Source organism: Streptomyces sp. SLBN-31, from assembly GCF_006715395.1.
Classification (GTDB): Bacteria; Actinomycetota; Actinomycetes; order Streptomycetales; family Streptomycetaceae; genus Streptomyces.
In genome coordinates this window covers 563,696-577,631 of sequence record NZ_VFNC01000003.1, presented here as the reverse complement: position 1 = coordinate 577,631, position 13,936 = coordinate 563,696, and the positions used below count along the sequence as shown (strand labels likewise).

Annotated in this window: 15 protein-coding genes; 8 read left to right on the top strand and 7 right to left on the bottom strand. The window is 71.0% G+C overall.

The window, feature by feature from the left end; translation table 11 throughout:
• Positions 1 to 109: 109 nt before the first annotated feature.
• Positions 110 to 295, bottom strand: a complete 186-nt coding sequence (locus FBY22_RS40205; RefSeq protein ID WP_142153377.1) for a hypothetical protein — start codon at positions 293 to 295, stop codon at positions 110 to 112.
• 95 nt (positions 296 to 390) lie between these two features.
• On the opposite strand from FBY22_RS40205, the gene upp reads away from it, so the two are divergent.
• The gene (gene upp / locus FBY22_RS40200; protein WP_142153375.1) at positions 391 to 1,026 is read left to right on the top strand and encodes a uracil phosphoribosyltransferase; all 636 of its coding nucleotides are present in this window, start codon (positions 391 to 393) and stop codon (positions 1,024 to 1,026) included.
• Between the two features lie 108 nt (positions 1,027 to 1,134).
• Here upp and FBY22_RS40195 read toward each other — a convergent pair whose 3' ends face one another.
• Positions 1,135 to 1,782 carry a LytR C-terminal domain-containing protein gene (locus FBY22_RS40195; protein ID WP_260845370.1) on the bottom strand — a complete coding sequence of 216 codons (648 nt, stop codon included), beginning with the start codon at positions 1,780 to 1,782 and terminating at the stop codon, positions 1,135 to 1,137.
• A gap of 112 nt (positions 1,783 to 1,894) precedes the next feature.
• Complete coding sequence (locus FBY22_RS40190; protein WP_003999914.1) at positions 1,895 to 2,191, bottom strand: type II toxin-antitoxin system VapB family antitoxin; 297 nt, start codon at positions 2,189 to 2,191, stop codon at positions 1,895 to 1,897.
• A 106-nt stretch (positions 2,192 to 2,297) separates the two neighbouring features.
• On the opposite strand from FBY22_RS40190, the gene FBY22_RS40185 reads away from it, so the two are divergent.
• On the top strand, positions 2,298 to 3,887 hold the full coding sequence (locus FBY22_RS40185) for a helicase HerA-like domain-containing protein (protein WP_142153373.1): 1,590 nt from the start codon (positions 2,298 to 2,300) through the stop codon (positions 3,885 to 3,887).
• A gap of 18 nt (positions 3,888 to 3,905) precedes the next feature.
• Here the strand turns inward: FBY22_RS40185 and FBY22_RS45600 are convergent, their stop codons facing one another.
• The 4 genes from FBY22_RS45600 to FBY22_RS40170 form a co-directional block, all read right to left on the bottom strand.
• A complete protein-coding gene (locus FBY22_RS45600) occupies positions 3,906 to 4,028 on the bottom strand; it encodes a hypothetical protein (RefSeq protein WP_260845369.1) in 123 nt (40 codons plus the stop codon).
• 48 nt (positions 4,029 to 4,076) lie between these two features.
• Positions 4,077 to 4,382 (bottom strand): hypothetical protein, encoded by a 306-nt coding sequence (locus FBY22_RS40180; protein WP_142153371.1) that lies wholly within the window; start codon positions 4,380 to 4,382, stop codon positions 4,077 to 4,079.
• Between the two features lie 370 nt (positions 4,383 to 4,752).
• A complete protein-coding gene (locus FBY22_RS40175) occupies positions 4,753 to 5,343 on the bottom strand; it encodes an HhH-GPD-type base excision DNA repair protein (protein WP_142153370.1) in 591 nt (196 codons plus the stop codon).
• Between the two features lie 25 nt (positions 5,344 to 5,368).
• Positions 5,369 to 6,859: an FG-GAP-like repeat-containing protein gene (locus FBY22_RS40170; protein ID WP_142153368.1), complete on the bottom strand. Its 1,491-nt coding sequence runs from the start codon at positions 6,857 to 6,859 to the stop codon at positions 5,369 to 5,371.
• A 166-nt stretch (positions 6,860 to 7,025) separates the two neighbouring features.
• Between FBY22_RS40170 and FBY22_RS40165 the strand changes: the two genes are divergently transcribed.
• The 6 genes from FBY22_RS40165 (at position 7,026) to FBY22_RS40140 (ending at position 13,936) form a co-directional block, all read left to right on the top strand.
• A complete protein-coding gene (locus FBY22_RS40165) occupies positions 7,026 to 7,493 on the top strand; it encodes a cupin domain-containing protein (protein ID WP_142154627.1) in 468 nt (155 codons plus the stop codon).
• Positions 7,490 to 8,248 (top strand): SDR family NAD(P)-dependent oxidoreductase, encoded by a 759-nt coding sequence (locus FBY22_RS40160; RefSeq protein WP_142153366.1) that lies wholly within the window; start codon positions 7,490 to 7,492, stop codon positions 8,246 to 8,248. Before FBY22_RS40165 ends, FBY22_RS40160 begins: the two co-directional genes overlap by 4 nt.
• Positions 8,249 to 8,392: 144 nt before the next feature.
• Positions 8,393 to 10,492 (top strand): copper resistance protein CopC, encoded by a 2,100-nt coding sequence (locus tag FBY22_RS40155; RefSeq protein WP_142154625.1) that lies wholly within the window; start codon positions 8,393 to 8,395, stop codon positions 10,490 to 10,492.
• A gap of 272 nt (positions 10,493 to 10,764) precedes the next feature.
• Positions 10,765 to 12,075 carry an ABC transporter substrate-binding protein gene (locus FBY22_RS40150; protein WP_142153364.1) on the top strand — a complete coding sequence of 437 codons (1,311 nt, stop codon included), beginning with the start codon at positions 10,765 to 10,767 and terminating at the stop codon, positions 12,073 to 12,075.
• Positions 12,075 to 13,055 (top strand): carbohydrate ABC transporter permease, encoded by a 981-nt coding sequence (locus FBY22_RS40145; protein ID WP_142153362.1) that lies wholly within the window; start codon positions 12,075 to 12,077, stop codon positions 13,053 to 13,055. The genes FBY22_RS40150 and FBY22_RS40145 overlap by 1 nt, the downstream gene beginning before the upstream one ends.
• Positions 13,052 to 13,936 (top strand): carbohydrate ABC transporter permease, encoded by an 885-nt coding sequence (locus FBY22_RS40140; protein ID WP_142153360.1) that lies wholly within the window; start codon positions 13,052 to 13,054, stop codon positions 13,934 to 13,936. The genes FBY22_RS40145 and FBY22_RS40140 overlap by 4 nt, the downstream gene beginning before the upstream one ends.

Below are 13,936 nucleotides of genomic sequence, written 5' to 3'. Positions count from 1 at the left end.
TCGGCTCCCTGTGTCCGCTCGTTTTGATCGACCACCAGCGGGATCGTACGCGGCAATCGTGAGGCGCATGCACCCGGTTGCCCCACTCGGCTCCGGCGACGGCCCCCGGTCACCAGCGGAACGTCCGCATGCGCATGGCGTGCCGCAAGCGGGCGGCCTTGGCGCGCCGGGGCTGCACCCGGTCCCGGAGCTCGCGGGCCTCGGCGAGCTCGCGCAGGAACCGGGCCCTGCGCCGCCTGCGCTCGGTGTCGGTCTCCTGCTGTGACGTGTCCGCTCGGGACTCAGGCTCAGGCATTGGTTCACCACCCCGTTTACGTCCCTCCCACTTTCCCTCCGATGGGCGGTTTGATGCCAGAGCGAGCGTTCCCCGGGCGCGGTTACTGTTAGGCCATGCGTCTCCACGTCGTCGACCACCCCCTGGTCGCCCACAAGCTCACCACCCTGCGCGACCAGCGCACCGACTCCGCGACCTTCCGCCGTCTCGCCGACGAGCTGGTCACCCTGCTCGCCTACGAGGCCACGCGCGACGTGCGCACCGAGGCGATCGACATCCAGACGCCGGTCGCCCGGACCACCGGCGTCAAGCTCTCCCGTCCGCGTCCGCTGGTCGTCCCCATCCTGCGGGCGGGCCTCGGCATGCTGGACGGCATGGTCCGGCTGCTGCCGACCGCCGAGGTGGGCTTCCTGGGGATGATCCGCAACGAGGAGACCCTGCAGGCCTCGACGTACGCCTCGCGGATGCCGGAAGACCTCTCCGGACGCCAGGTCTACGTCCTCGACCCGATGCTGGCGACGGGCGGGACGCTGGTCGCGGCCATCCAGGAGCTGATCAAGCGCGGTGCCGACGACGTGACCGCGGTCGTGCTGCTGGCGGCCCCCGAGGGCGTCGAGCTCATGGAGCGGGAGCTGGCTGGCACGCCGGTGACGGTGGTGACGGCGGCGATCGACGACCACCTGAACGAGCACGGCTACATCGTGCCGGGCCTGGGCGACGCGGGAGACCGCCTCTATGGCGCCGCCGAATAGCGGCTGCCCGCAACGCAGTCAGGGGTGCGGGGAACTGCGCGACCGGCCACGTCAGGCCGGTGGCCGCCGCACCACCGCACCACCGCACCCCTACGGCGCGTAGGCGTCTCAGCAGTTCTTCTTCGAAGACGTGGGCGCCGGCACCGGCTTGCCCAGCGCGGCCAGCGCCTTGGCCGCGTCCGCCTGCTTCGTGAGCGACGTGAATCCCGTGCCGATGATCAGATCGACGTCGGCTCCCTTGCGGGAGGCGTCCGTGCGGCGCTCGGCGCCGGCCAGCTGGGTCCCCAGCACGGGCAGCGAGGTGTTCAGGGACGACGCCGGGCCCAGCAGTATCCCGGTGCCCTTGACCTTCTTGTCGAACTCCTTGGCCGCGTTGCCCACGTCGCCGATCTTGAAGCCGCGCTTCTTGAGCTCGTCCGCGGTGTCCTTGGCCAGCCCGCCGCGCGGGGTGGCGTTGTAGACGTTCACGGTGATCTGTGCGGGCTTCGGCACCTTCGCGGCGGCCGCGGCGGACGCGCTTGCGCTCACCCGCGTGGAGCAGTCCGCCTTGGGGCCGGCCGCCGAGGCCTTCTTGCCGCCGCCGGTGAAGACGTCGACGAGCTGGAGCGTGCCCCAGCCGAGCACGCCGAGCGTGACGACGGAGGCCGTGGCGGCGAGCACGAGCCTGCCGCGCCTCCGGCGAGGGCGCATCCGGGGGTACTTGTCTCCCTTGATCCGGTACTTACCACCCATGCCGGGGGGAGTCAGCATGCTCATGAGCGCAGCGTAGTGCGCCTGAGCGGCGATGCCTACTAGATGATCATTCGACGCCGCGCAGGTGAACCCGAAAGGGCCAAGCCTTTACCGACCGTCCTCGATCCCGGGCGTGTCAGTCCAGTTCCAGCACGCGCGCGTGCAGCACCTGGCGCTGCTGCAGCGCCGCCCGCACCGCGCGGTGCAGGCCGTCCTCCAGGTAGAGGTCGCCCTGCCACTTGACGACGTGGGCGAACAGGTCGCCGTAGAAGGTCGAGTCCTCGGCCAGGAGCGTTTCCAGGTCGAGCTGTCCCTTGGTCGTCACGAGCTGATCGAGGCGGACCGGGCGCGGCGCGACGTCCGCCCACTGCCGGGTGCTTTCCCGGCCGTGGTCGGGGTACGGCCGGCCGTTTCCGATGCGCTTGAAGATCACACGGAAAGCCTACCGGTCAAGACCTTCCGGGCGCAGCCATGGAGACGGAGTGCGACGCTGGAAAAGATGCCGCAAAACGGGCCGAACCGGGAACAGAGGGTCTGACATGAGCGATCGAGAGACCATGCCACCGGCAACCGCCTCCGAGGCTCCGGGAAGCGCCCGCGCCTTGCCGCGAGAGGCTCTGGAGATCGCCTCCGGGTACGCCTTCACCGGCCCGGCCCTGGATCTGGGCGCCCTGATGTGGGGCGGGGAGTGCCTGCCGGACGCGCAGATCCGCATCCCGCTGACCGTGCTCAACCGCCACGGCCTGGTCGCGGGCGCCACCGGCACCGGAAAGACCAAGACGCTCCAGCTGGTCGCCGAGCAGCTGTCGGCGCAGGGCGTCCCGGTCTTCCTCGCCGACATCAAGGGCGACCTGTCCGGGATCTCGGCCGCCGGGCAGCCGAACGACAAGGTCGGGGCGCGGGCCGCGGAGGTCCACCAGGAGTGGACGCCCACCGGCTTCCCCGCCGAGTTCTACGCCCTGGGCGGGATCGGGCACGGCATCCCGGTCCGGGCCACGGTCACCAGCTTCGGCCCGGTGCTGCTCGCCAAGGTGCTCCAGCTCAACCAGACCCAGGAGCAGTCCCTCGGCCTGATCTTCCACTACGCCGACCACAAGGGCCTGGACCTGGTCGACCTGAAGGACCTGCGCGCGGTCGTCGCCTTCCTCACCTCCGACGAGGGCAGGGCGGAGCTCAAGGGCATCGGCGGACTGTCGGCCGCCACGGCCGGCGTCATCCTGCGTTCGCTGACCGCCTTCGAGGCGCAGGGGATGGCCGACTTCTTCGGGGAGCCGGAGTTCGACACCGGCGAGTTCCTGCGCACCGCGGCCGACGGGCGGGGCATCGTCTCCGTCCTCGAACTGGCCGCCGTACAGGACCGTCCGCAGCTGTTCTCGACCTTCCTGATGTGGCTGCTCGCCGACCTCTTCCACGACCTGCCGGAGGTCGGGGACGTGGAGAAGCCGGGCCTGGTGTTCTTCTTCGACGAGGCGCACCTGCTCTTCGACGACGCCTCCAAGGCGTTCCTCGACGCGATCACGCAGACCGTCCGGCTGATTCGCTCGAAAGGAGTCGGCGTCTTCTTCGTCACCCAGACCCCGAAGGACGTACCGTCCGACGTCCTAGCCCAGCTCGGCAACCGTGTCCAGCACGCCCTGCGGGCGTTCACGCCGGACGACCACAAGGCCCTCAAGGCGACGGTGAAGACCTTCCCGAACAGTGCCTACGACCTGGAGGAGCTGCTCACGGGCCTGGGGACCGGCGAGGCCGTGGTCACCGTGCTCGGCGAGAAGGGCGCCCCGACGCCGGTGGCCGCCACCCGGCTGCGCGCGCCCGAGTCGCTGATGGGACCGGTCGAGGGCCCCGACCTGGACGCCGCGGTGCGTTCCTCGCCGCTGTACGGGCGTTACGCACAGGCTGTGGACAGGGAATCGGCGTACGAGAAGCTGACCTCGGACCGGCCCGCCGGGGCCAAGGGGCCCGACGAGATGAAGGACGCCGCCAGGGCGCCGATGGCGAAGCCGCGGCCGGGCGTGGTCGAACAGGTCGTCGGCAGCGGCATGTTCAAGTCCCTGGCCCGGTCGGTCGGTACGCAGATCGGCCGCGAGATCACCCGCTCGCTCTTCGGCACGGCACGGCGGAGGCGGTAGCCCGCCTCCGCCGACCGGTCAGCGGCCCCGTTCCTCCTGGGGCCGCTTCGGCTGCGGTTTCCGCGCGTCCGGCTTCGGCGCGCTGCGGGCGGCCTCGGCGCGCAGCAGGGCGCGGAGGATCGCGTACGGGTCGTTGGGCATGACTGACTTCCTCGCGTCGTGACTGACCTTGCGTGGGGGCGGGGTCTGTCAGCAGCGCAGGACCACGGTGCGCAGGAGAAGCGGGGCGCGCGCCGGGAGGCTCCCGGAGGGCGCCGCGGGCCCGTCGGGTGCCGGGGGCGACAGCGGCGCCGGCCGCGGGGGCACGGCCGGGCGCTGGACCGAGCGGAGGAGGGGAGGCAGCGCCGCCGCCTCCATGACGTCGTACTCGACGCTCACGGCCTGCGGCTCCGCGGACGGCACCGGGCAGGCCTCCTGGGGGACCAGGAGCGCGAGCAGCAGCACGAGGGCCCGCAGCCAGGAGCGGCAGCGCGGGCGGCTTCGTGCGGTGGTCACGGGGATCCTCTCCCCCCGACCCGCCCGCTGTTCAGCACGCCGGGTGCCGGATACGCCCGTTCGGAGCACAAGGCGCGGCCGGAGCGTGCGCGGCACCTGTCGGGCGCGGCCCGGGATGCGGATACGATCCCGGCGACGAAGGCGAGGGCGCCGAGGAAGATCTGCCGGCCGCTGGCCGGCATCTCGTTGTCGGAGGCCCCGGCCAGGGTCTGGGGATCCCGCGGATGAGCCGGCCGATGCCGATCCACAGGGCGAGCAGCAGGATCGACCGCAGGGCCGGCCCCCGTCGCGTCGACTTCCCTCCCGGATCCCGCTGGGCTCGGCCGCGACGCACCGTCTCCTGCGGCCGACCTGATCCAAGCGGCAGGCCCTACCCCTGCTTCTTGGCCGCCTTCGCCGCCGCCTTCATCTCCTGCTTGTGTGCGCGGACCCTGGCCAGGGAATCCGGGCCGGTGATGTCGGCGACCGAGCGGAAGGACTCCGCCTCGCCGTAGGATCCGGCGGCCTCCTGCCACCCCTCGGGCCGCACGCCCAGCTGCTTGCCGAGCAGCGCCAGGAAGATCTGCGCCTTCTGCCTGCCGAAGCCGGGCAGCTCCTGCAGGCGGCGCAGCAGCTCGCGGCCGTCGGGGACGCCCTTCCAGACGAGCTCGGCGTTGCCGTCGTAGTGCTCGACGAGGTACTGGCACAGCTGCTGGATCCGCTTGGCCATGGAGCCCGGGTAACGGTGCACGGCCGGCTTCTCGGAGAGCAGCGCGACGAACGCCTCCGGGTCCTGCGCGGCGATCTCGTGCGCGTCCAGGTCGTCGGCGCCGAGCCGGTCGGCGATGGTGCGGGGTCCCTTGAACGCCCACTCCATCGGGACCTGCTGGTCCAGCAGCATGCCGACCAGCGCGGCGAGCGGGGAGCGCCCGAGGAGTTCGTCGGCCTCGGGGTCCTGGGCGAGGTGAAGGGTGACGTCCATGACCCCGATCATGCCTCCGTGGCGGTCAGAGCTCCACGTGAGTGCCCGCGAGCGCCGCCCCGAAGTAGCCCTTGACGCCGTGGACGGTGATGCCCGCGCTCTTGCCGCAGATGTTGACCGAACCGCTCAGGACGGGGCCGGCGGAGGAACCGCGGGCGATCCACACGCAGCCGTCGCTGTTCTCGGTGGGCGCTCCCACGACGGTTTCCAGCTTGCCGTCCTTGTTCAGGTCCGTGAGGTGGACGGCCGTGCCGAACCAGTCGCCGGTCTCGGCGGTCCCGGGCACACCGGCCGTGTCCTGGGTGTAGCCGGCCGCCCCGGCGGTGGTCAGGCCGGAGGCGGAACCGCGCAGCAGGACCGCGGTGCCGGCCGCCGCGTGGGTGCCGACGCCCTCGCCGGGGGAGCCGACCAGGACGTCGGCGTACTTGTCGCCGTCGACGTCCCCGATGCTGATCGACTGGCCGAACATGTCGCCGTCCTCGGCGGTGCCGGGCACGCCCGCGGTGTCCTGCTGGAAGACCTTCGGCTTCTGGTCCGCGGTGATGCCCTGCGCGCTGCCGTACAGGACCTGGATCTCGCCGCCGCGGTGCGCCCAGCCGACCGGGCCGCCGGACATGGAGTCGTCGGTGGAGACGCCGGTGACGAGGTCGCCGTAGCCGTCGCCGTTGATGTCGCCGACGACGCCCGCGTGGCCGTCGGCGTAGGGGAGTTCGGTGTGGACCGAGGTCGGGTTGGGCTCTCCGGGCTTTCCGCCGTGCTGGAGGTAGACAGGGCCGCGCAGGTCGCCGTCGGTGGGCCCGGGCAGCCAGAACTGCTCGGCCTTCCCGTCGCCGTCGACGTCGCCCATCACGACGCCGCGGGTCTCGCCGTAGAACGTGTCCCGGACGGTCTGGGCGGCCTTCCCGGTGCGCGTGAAGGGGCCGGTGTACGTGGCACCCTCGCAGTCCGAGCCGACGCTCAGCTCGGGTGCGCCGTCGCCGTTCATGTCGCCCGTGGCCAGGGACAGTCCGAAGCGGCAGTACGACCTGCCCTCCCCGTAGCCGGAGGGGACCGGGATGCTGCTGCCGCCCGCGAGCCCGTTCGGCCCGCCCCAGACGACGGTCACCGAGCCGCGCGAGTAGTCGCTGCCGACGGTCTCGTGGGGCGCGCCGACGATCAGGTCGGCGTATCCGTCGCGGTCCAGGTCGGCGCTGGTGACGGTGGCGCCGAAGTTGTCGGCGTCCTCCGGGCTGCCGGGGACACCGGTCGTCGCCTGGTTGACCACGGTCCGCCGGGTGCTGCTCACCGACGACGCCGAGCCGTACAGCACGACGACCGAACCGGCCTCGTCCACGCTGCCGTTGGACGCGTTGGGTGCCCCGACCGCCAGGTCCCGGTACCCGTCGCCGTTGAAGTCGTCCTGCACGGCCGCCGTGTTGGCGCCCTTGTAGGGGGCCGTGGCGGACGCCGTGACCGGGGTGAGCGTGACGGCGGCGGACGCGGTGAGCACGGTCGCCACCAGGGCTGCTCTGCGCAACGGGACTCCTCGACTGAGTCTGGCCAGGGCTCTGCCCGGGCAACGGACGTCCCACTGGACACACAAGGCACACGAATGGTTGTACGGCCGGCGAGGACGACCCAACTCGCTCTTCCGGAGGGGGAGTAGCGTGCGGCAGGTGAGCCAGCCGAAGCCGGCGACGCCGGTGACCCCGGAAGCCCTGATCGCGCACTACGCACTGGAGCCCATCCCCCGCGAGGGCGGCCTGTTCCGCGCCACCTGGGCGGGGCCCGAACGGGCCGACGGACGACCCGAGGGCACGGCGATCGTCGCCCTGCTGACCCCCGGCGACCACTCCGCCCTGCACCGCCTGCCGACCGACGAGATCTGGCACTTCTACCTCGGCGACCCGCTCGAACTGCTGCTCCTCGCGCCCGACGGCACCTCGTCCACGGCCGTCCTCGGCCCGGACGTCCTGGGCGGCCAGCACCCCCAGCTGACCGTGCCCGCCGGCACCTGGATGGGCGGCCGGACGCTGGGCGCGTGGACGTTCTTCGGCTGCACGATGGCCCCCGGCTTCACCTACGAGGGGTACGAGCACGGCGACGCGGGCCGACTGACGGCGCGGTATCCCGACCGGGCGGCCCAGATCCTGGAACTGTCCCGCCCATGAGCCTCCTCGAAGGACAGGTCGCCCTGGTCACCGGCGCGGGCGGCGGCATCGGCCGCGGCATCGCGCTGAGGTTCGCCGAGGAGGGGGCCGCGGTCGCCGTCCACTGCCGTACGGCCGTGGAGGCGGCGCGTGAGGTGGCCGACCGGATCGGGCGGTCGGGCGGTCGGGCCGTCGTGGTGCGGGGCGACCTCACCGACGAGGACGTGTGCCGCCGGGTGGTGGGCGAGGCGGCCGAGTGGGGCGGCCGGCTGGACGCCCTGGTCAACAACGCGGGGGTGCAGCCCGTCCAGGAGCTGCCCGGGATGACGGCGGGCGAGTGGCGTGCGGTCGTGGACGCCAACCTGTCGAGTGTCTTCGCGTGCACGCAGGCCGCGGCGGAGGTCATGCGGGCGGGCGGTGGCGGTTCGGTCACCCACATCGCGTCCATCGAGGGACGGCAGCCGGCCCCCGCGCACGCCCACTACAGCGCCTCCAAGGCGGCCGTCGTCATGCACGCGCGGTCGGCGGCCCTGGAGTACGGGGCGTACGGCATCCGCGTCAACACCGTCTCGCCCGGGCTGATCGACCGGGAGGGGCTGGCCGAGGCCTGGCCCGAGGGGGTGGCGCGCTGGCGGGCGGCGGTACCGCTCGGGCGGCTGGGACGGCCGGAGGACGTGGGGGACGCCTGCGTGTTCCTCGCCTCACGGCTGGCGTCCTGGGTCACGGGACACGACCTGGTGACGGACGGCGGGGTGTCGGCGCGGCCGACGTGGTGAGGGTGCTGAGCACACGGCGGTTTCCGTCCGTACGTAACCGGAAGGCGGCGAGTCCGACGACGGAGAGACGACGTGAGGTGTGAGGGTGCGCGCGGCGGACGGCGGCTGCGGGGAACCGGCGGGCGCACGGGAGCGCGGGGAACGCTGCTGCTGGGCGCCCTGCTGGTACTGCTGGTCCTCGGCGGAGCCGGCCCGGCGTCGGCCCACGCGGCCCTGAAGTCCACCGACCCCGAGGACGGAAGCGTCCTGAAGTCGGCGCCCCGCCGGATCACGCTGACCTTCACCGAGTCCGTCGGCCTGCTCGACGACTCCTTCCGCGTCCTGGACCCCCACAACAAGCGCGTCCCCACGGGGCGGGCCGAGCACGGGCCCGGCGGCTCGGACACCGCCCGCGTGACGCTCCCCGCCGACCTCGCGCGCGGTACGTACGTGGTGGCCTGGCGGGCGGTGTCGGCGGACAGCCACCCGGTGTCGGGCGCGTTCACCTTCTCGGTCGGCAAACCCTCGGCGACGGTCGCCAGGGTGGACTCCGGCCCGGTCGAGAACCCGGCCACCGCCGGCCTGTACAACATCGCCCGCTATCTCGCCTACCTGGCCGCGGCCCTGCTCGTCGGCACCGCGGCCTTCGTCGTCCTGTGCCGCCCGGCGGACCCCGCCCCCCTGCGCAAACCCCTGGTGACGGGCTGGTGGACCCTGCTGGGCACCAGCCTGTTCCTGCTGGCCCTCCGCGCCCCGTACGAGGCCGGGGCGGGCCCGGCGGCGGCCTTCGACGCCGGGGCGCTCACCCGGACCCTGATGGGCCGGCCGGGGCTGGCGCTGCTGGTCCGGCTGGCGCTGCTGCTGATCGTCGCCGGTGTCTTCGTGTCACTCCGCAAACGTCCGGCGTGGTCGTGGCTGTCGGCGGCGAGGGGCGGGGACGGTGCGCCCGGGGCAAGGGCTCCGCACCCGGCTTCCGAGGCCACCCCGGGCCCGTCGGAGGCCCAGGAGGCGCCGCACGAGACCGACGGGGGTCCACCGGCCGCCGAGGACGCGGGACCGGCCGACGCGCAGAACGGCCCGTACGAGGGCGAACGGCGTCCCTCCGTCCTGGCGGACGCCCGGCGGGCGAACGCCGGGCCTGAGGCCGCTCGCGGGGCCACGTCGCGCCCCGTTCCGAGCTCCGCCCGCCTGCCCCTCGCCGCGCTCACCACCATGCCCCTCGCCGCCCTCACCGTCCTGGCCGTCGCGCTCGCGCTGACCTGGGCCGCCGCCGAGCACGCCTCGGCCGGCATCCAGGTGCCCCTGGCCATGGCGTCCTCGGTGCTGCATCTGCTGGCCATGGCCGTCTGGCTGGGCGGCCTCACGGCGCTGCTGGTCCTGCTGCACCGCACCGAGCTCGCTCCGGCCGCGGTGGCCCGCTTCTCCCGTCTCGCCCCGGCCTGTGTGACCGTCCTGGTGGTCACCGGCGTCTACCAGTCCTGGCGCGGCCTCGGCTCCCTGAACGCGCTCACGGGGACGACGTACGGTCGTCTGCTGCTCGCCAAACTGGCCGCCGTCGTGCTGCTGCTGGCCCTGGCGTGGCTCTCCCGGCAGTGGACGGCGCGGCTCGTCAGGGAGCCGGCCGGGGCGGTCGTACGGGAACGGGTGCCGGAGCCGGTCGGCGGCGGTCCGTCGCTGCCCGCGTCGGACGACCTCGCCGAAGGCCGCCTCCCGGCGCAACCGTCCGCCGGGGACCCGTCGGCGCGGCCCCCCGCCGGTCCGGCGGAGTCCGCCGCCCACCGCCGGGGACTGCGCCGCTCCGTCCTCGCCGAAGTCACCGTGGGCGTGGTCGTGCTGGTGGTCACCACGGTGCTCACCGGCACCCTGCCGGGCCGGGCCGCCGCGGAGGCGCAGCAGGCGCCGGCGACGGCCGGCGGGCTGCCGGCCACGTCCGTGATCATGATCCCGTTCGATGTCGGCACCCCCGGCGGCCAGGGCAAGGTGCAGATCACCCTCGACCCCGCACGGGTCGGCGACAACTCCGTGCAGGCGGTCGTCTTCGGTCCCGACGGCGGCATCTCCACCGTCCCCGAACTGCGGCTCTCCCTCACGCTCCCCGCCCAGAGGATCGGCCCGGTCGACGCGCGGCTGAAGAACCTCGGCGGCTACTGGGGGACGAACTCCCTGACCCTCCCCATCGCCGGAACCTGGACCCTGAAGGCCACGGTCAGGACCTCCGACATCGACCAGGTCACCGTCTCCAGGACCGTGCGGATCCTCGGCTGATCCCTGTCGGACCCTCGTCGGACTCCGGTCGGACCCCGGTGCAAAACCGGCAATTACCCCCATCTCGCGGCGACTCTGTCCGACCACCCGGACGAGATCGATCAAAAACGTGTCGGTCACGTTTCCACAAAGCTCTTGGGCAGCTATTGACCCATGAGCGGACATGACGCTGTTATTACCGCCACGATGTTCGGTCGAGTTGATTTCTGGTCGGTTTCGACTTGTTTCGACATGGCGCAGTTGTGGCCGAACCCTGCCTTCAGGAGCCGTACATGGACCTCTCCCCCTCGGGTCTCTCTCTTCCCTCCACCAGCCGGCGCAGTGTGCTGCGCGGCGTGGGCGGTGCCGCGCTGCTCGCGGGTGCCGGTATTCCGCTGCTGAGCGCGTGTGGCAGCAGCAGCAGCGGGTCGGATTCCAAGACCGTCAGCGTCGGTTCCAACGACTCGGATGCGGTGCCGAAGAAGGCGTACGCGGCCGTCTACGACGCCTTCAAGAAGCAGTCGGGCATCACGGTCGACGTCAACACCAAGGACCACAACACCTTCCAGGAGCAGATCAACTCCTACCTCCAGGGCACGCCGGACGACGTGTTCAAGTGGTTCGCGGGCTACCGGATGCAGTTCTTCGCCAAGAAGGGCCTCGCCTCCCCGATCGACGACGTGTGGGACAAGATCGGGGGCAACTTCCCCGACGCCATGAAGAAGCTCAGCAAGGGCGAGGACGGCAAGTACTACTTCGTGCCGATGACCACGTACCCGTGGGCGATCTTCTACCGCAAGAGCGTCTTCCAGGCGAAGGGCTACCAGGTCCCCACCACGTGGGACGAGTTGGTCGCCCTGTGCAAGAAGATGAAGAAGGACGGCCTGGTCCCGATCGCCTTCGGTGACAAGGACGCCTGGCCGGCGATGGGCACCTTCGACCAGATCAACTTCCGCCTGAACGGCTACGACTTCCACGTCGAGCTGATGGCGGGCAAGGCCGCCTGGACCGACGCCAAGGTCAAGGCCGTCTTCGACCACTGGGCCGAGCTGCTGCCCTACCACCAGGACGGCTTCATGGGCCGCACCTGGCAGGACGCCGCCCAGACCCTGGTGTCGAAGAAGGCCGGCATGTACCTGCTTGGCACCTTCGTGGCCCAGCAGTTCACCAACAAGGCCGACCTCGACGACCTGGACTTCTTCGCCTTCCCGGAGATCAACTCCGCCCACGGGCAGGACACCGTGGAGGCACCCACCGACGGCTTCATGGTCTCCAAGGCGCCCAAGAACAAGGCGGGCATGCTCAAGCTGATGGAGTACCTGGGCACCCCGGGCGCGGAGGAGCTCTACCTCAAGGGCGACCCGAGCGTGGTGGCCGCCTCCAACAAGGCCTCCACCGCCTCCTACTCGCCGCTGCAGAAGAAGGCGTTCGAGATGATCTCCAACGCCAAGAGCCTGACGCAGTTCATGGACCGCGACTCCCGGCCGGACTTCACCTCCACGGTGATGCAGCCCTCGCTGCAGAAGTTCCTGCAGAACCCCAAGGGCGTCGACAGCCTGCTGGCCTCGATCGAACGCCAGAAGAAGACGATCTTCGCGTCCTGATGAGCGCCGACATCACCACCACGAGCCCGGAGACGGCCCCCCAGCCGTCTCCGGGCCCCGCGCCTGTCGACAAGCGGGTCCCGCGGGGCCACAAGCGCCTGCTGACCCGCCGCGACCGCGTCACGCTCGCCTTCATGGCGGGCGTGCCGACGGTCCTCCACGTGGCCCTGGTCTGGGTCACCGCCATCGCGTCGATCTTCCTGGCCTTCACCAGCTGGGACGGCATCGGCTTCGACTCCATCAAATGGGTGGGCCTCGACAACTTCAAACAACTCTTCAGCGACAACCCGCAGTTCTGGCCCGCGGTCGAGCACAACATCATCTGGTTCGTCGTGCTCATCCTCATCCCCACGCCGATGGGCCTGTTCCTGGCCGTCCAGCTGGACAAGAAGATCCGCTTCTCCCGGGTCTACCAGACCGCCTACTTCCTGCCGGTCGTGGTCTCCCTCGCGGTCACCGGCTTCGTGTGGCAGCTGGTCTACAACCCCGACACCGGCCTGATCAACAGCCTCATCGGGGCCAACAAGCCCGGCCACTACATCGACTGGATCGGCGACCCGCACCTGAACCTGTGGGCCGTGCTGGTCGCCGCGTCCTGGCGGCACACCGGCTACATGATGATCCTCTACCTCGCCGGCCTGAAGGGCGTCGACCCCTCCCTGCGCGAGGCCTCCTCCCTTGACGGGGCGAACGAGTGGCAGACGTTCAAGAACGTCATCTTCCCCACGCTGCGCCCCACCAACACCGTCGTCCTGGTGGTCACGATCATCGAGGCGCTGCGCGCCTTCGACCTGGTCTTCGTCTTCAACAAGGGCGCCCAGGGCACCGAGTTGCTGTCGATCCTGATCACCAACAACATCATCGGCGAGTCCAGCCGCATCGGTTACGGCTCCGCGATCGCCGTCGTCCTGCTGGTGATCTCCCTCGCGGTCATCATCCCCTACCTGATCGCGACCTTCCGGAAGGAGCGGCGCGCATGAGCACGGCTGTCGTCACCAAACAGCGCACCCCCGTCCGCCCGGCCCGGATCCTGCTGCACGTCTTCCTCGTCACCACCTCGCTGGCCTGGCTCGCCCCCCTGGTGTGGGCGATCTTCGCCGCGCTGCGGCCGTATTCGGAGACCAGCGACAAGGGCTATGTGTCCTGGCCGGACAAGCTGACGTTCGACAACTTCAAGAACGCCTTCGAGCAGTCGGACATGCTGCACTACTTCGGCAACACGCTGATCATCGCGGTGCCGGCCGTGCTGCTGACCCTGCTGCTGTCGTCGATGGTCGCGTTCTACGTCAGCCGATTCGACTTCCGCCTCAACATCGCGCTGCTGCTGGTCTTCACCGCCGGCAACCTGCTGCCCCAGCAGGTCATCATCACCCCGCTGTACCGGATGTACCTGCTCATCGACCTGCCCGGCGTCACGGCCAGCGGCAAGCTGTACGACTCCGCGCTCGGCCTGGTGCTGATCCATGTCGCGTTCCAGTCCGGGTTCTGCGCCTTCGTGCTGTCCAACTACATGCGGATGCTGCCGCACGAGCTGACCGAGGCCGCCCTGGTGGACGGCGCGTCGGTGTGGCGCCAGTACTGGCAGATCGTGCTCCCGCTGTGCAAGCCGGCCATGGCCGCCCTGGCGACGTTGCTGTCCATCTGGATCTACAACGACTTCTTCTGGGCCATCGTGCTGATCTCCACCGGCGAGAACATGCCGATCACCAGCGCGTTGAACAACCTCTCCGGGCAGTACTTCACCGACCCCAACCTCGTCGCCGCCGGCGCCCTGCTCACCGCGATCCCCACCCTGATCGTGTACTTCGTCCTGCAACGGCAGTTCGTCAGCGGCCTCACCCTGGGCGCCAACAAGGGCTGA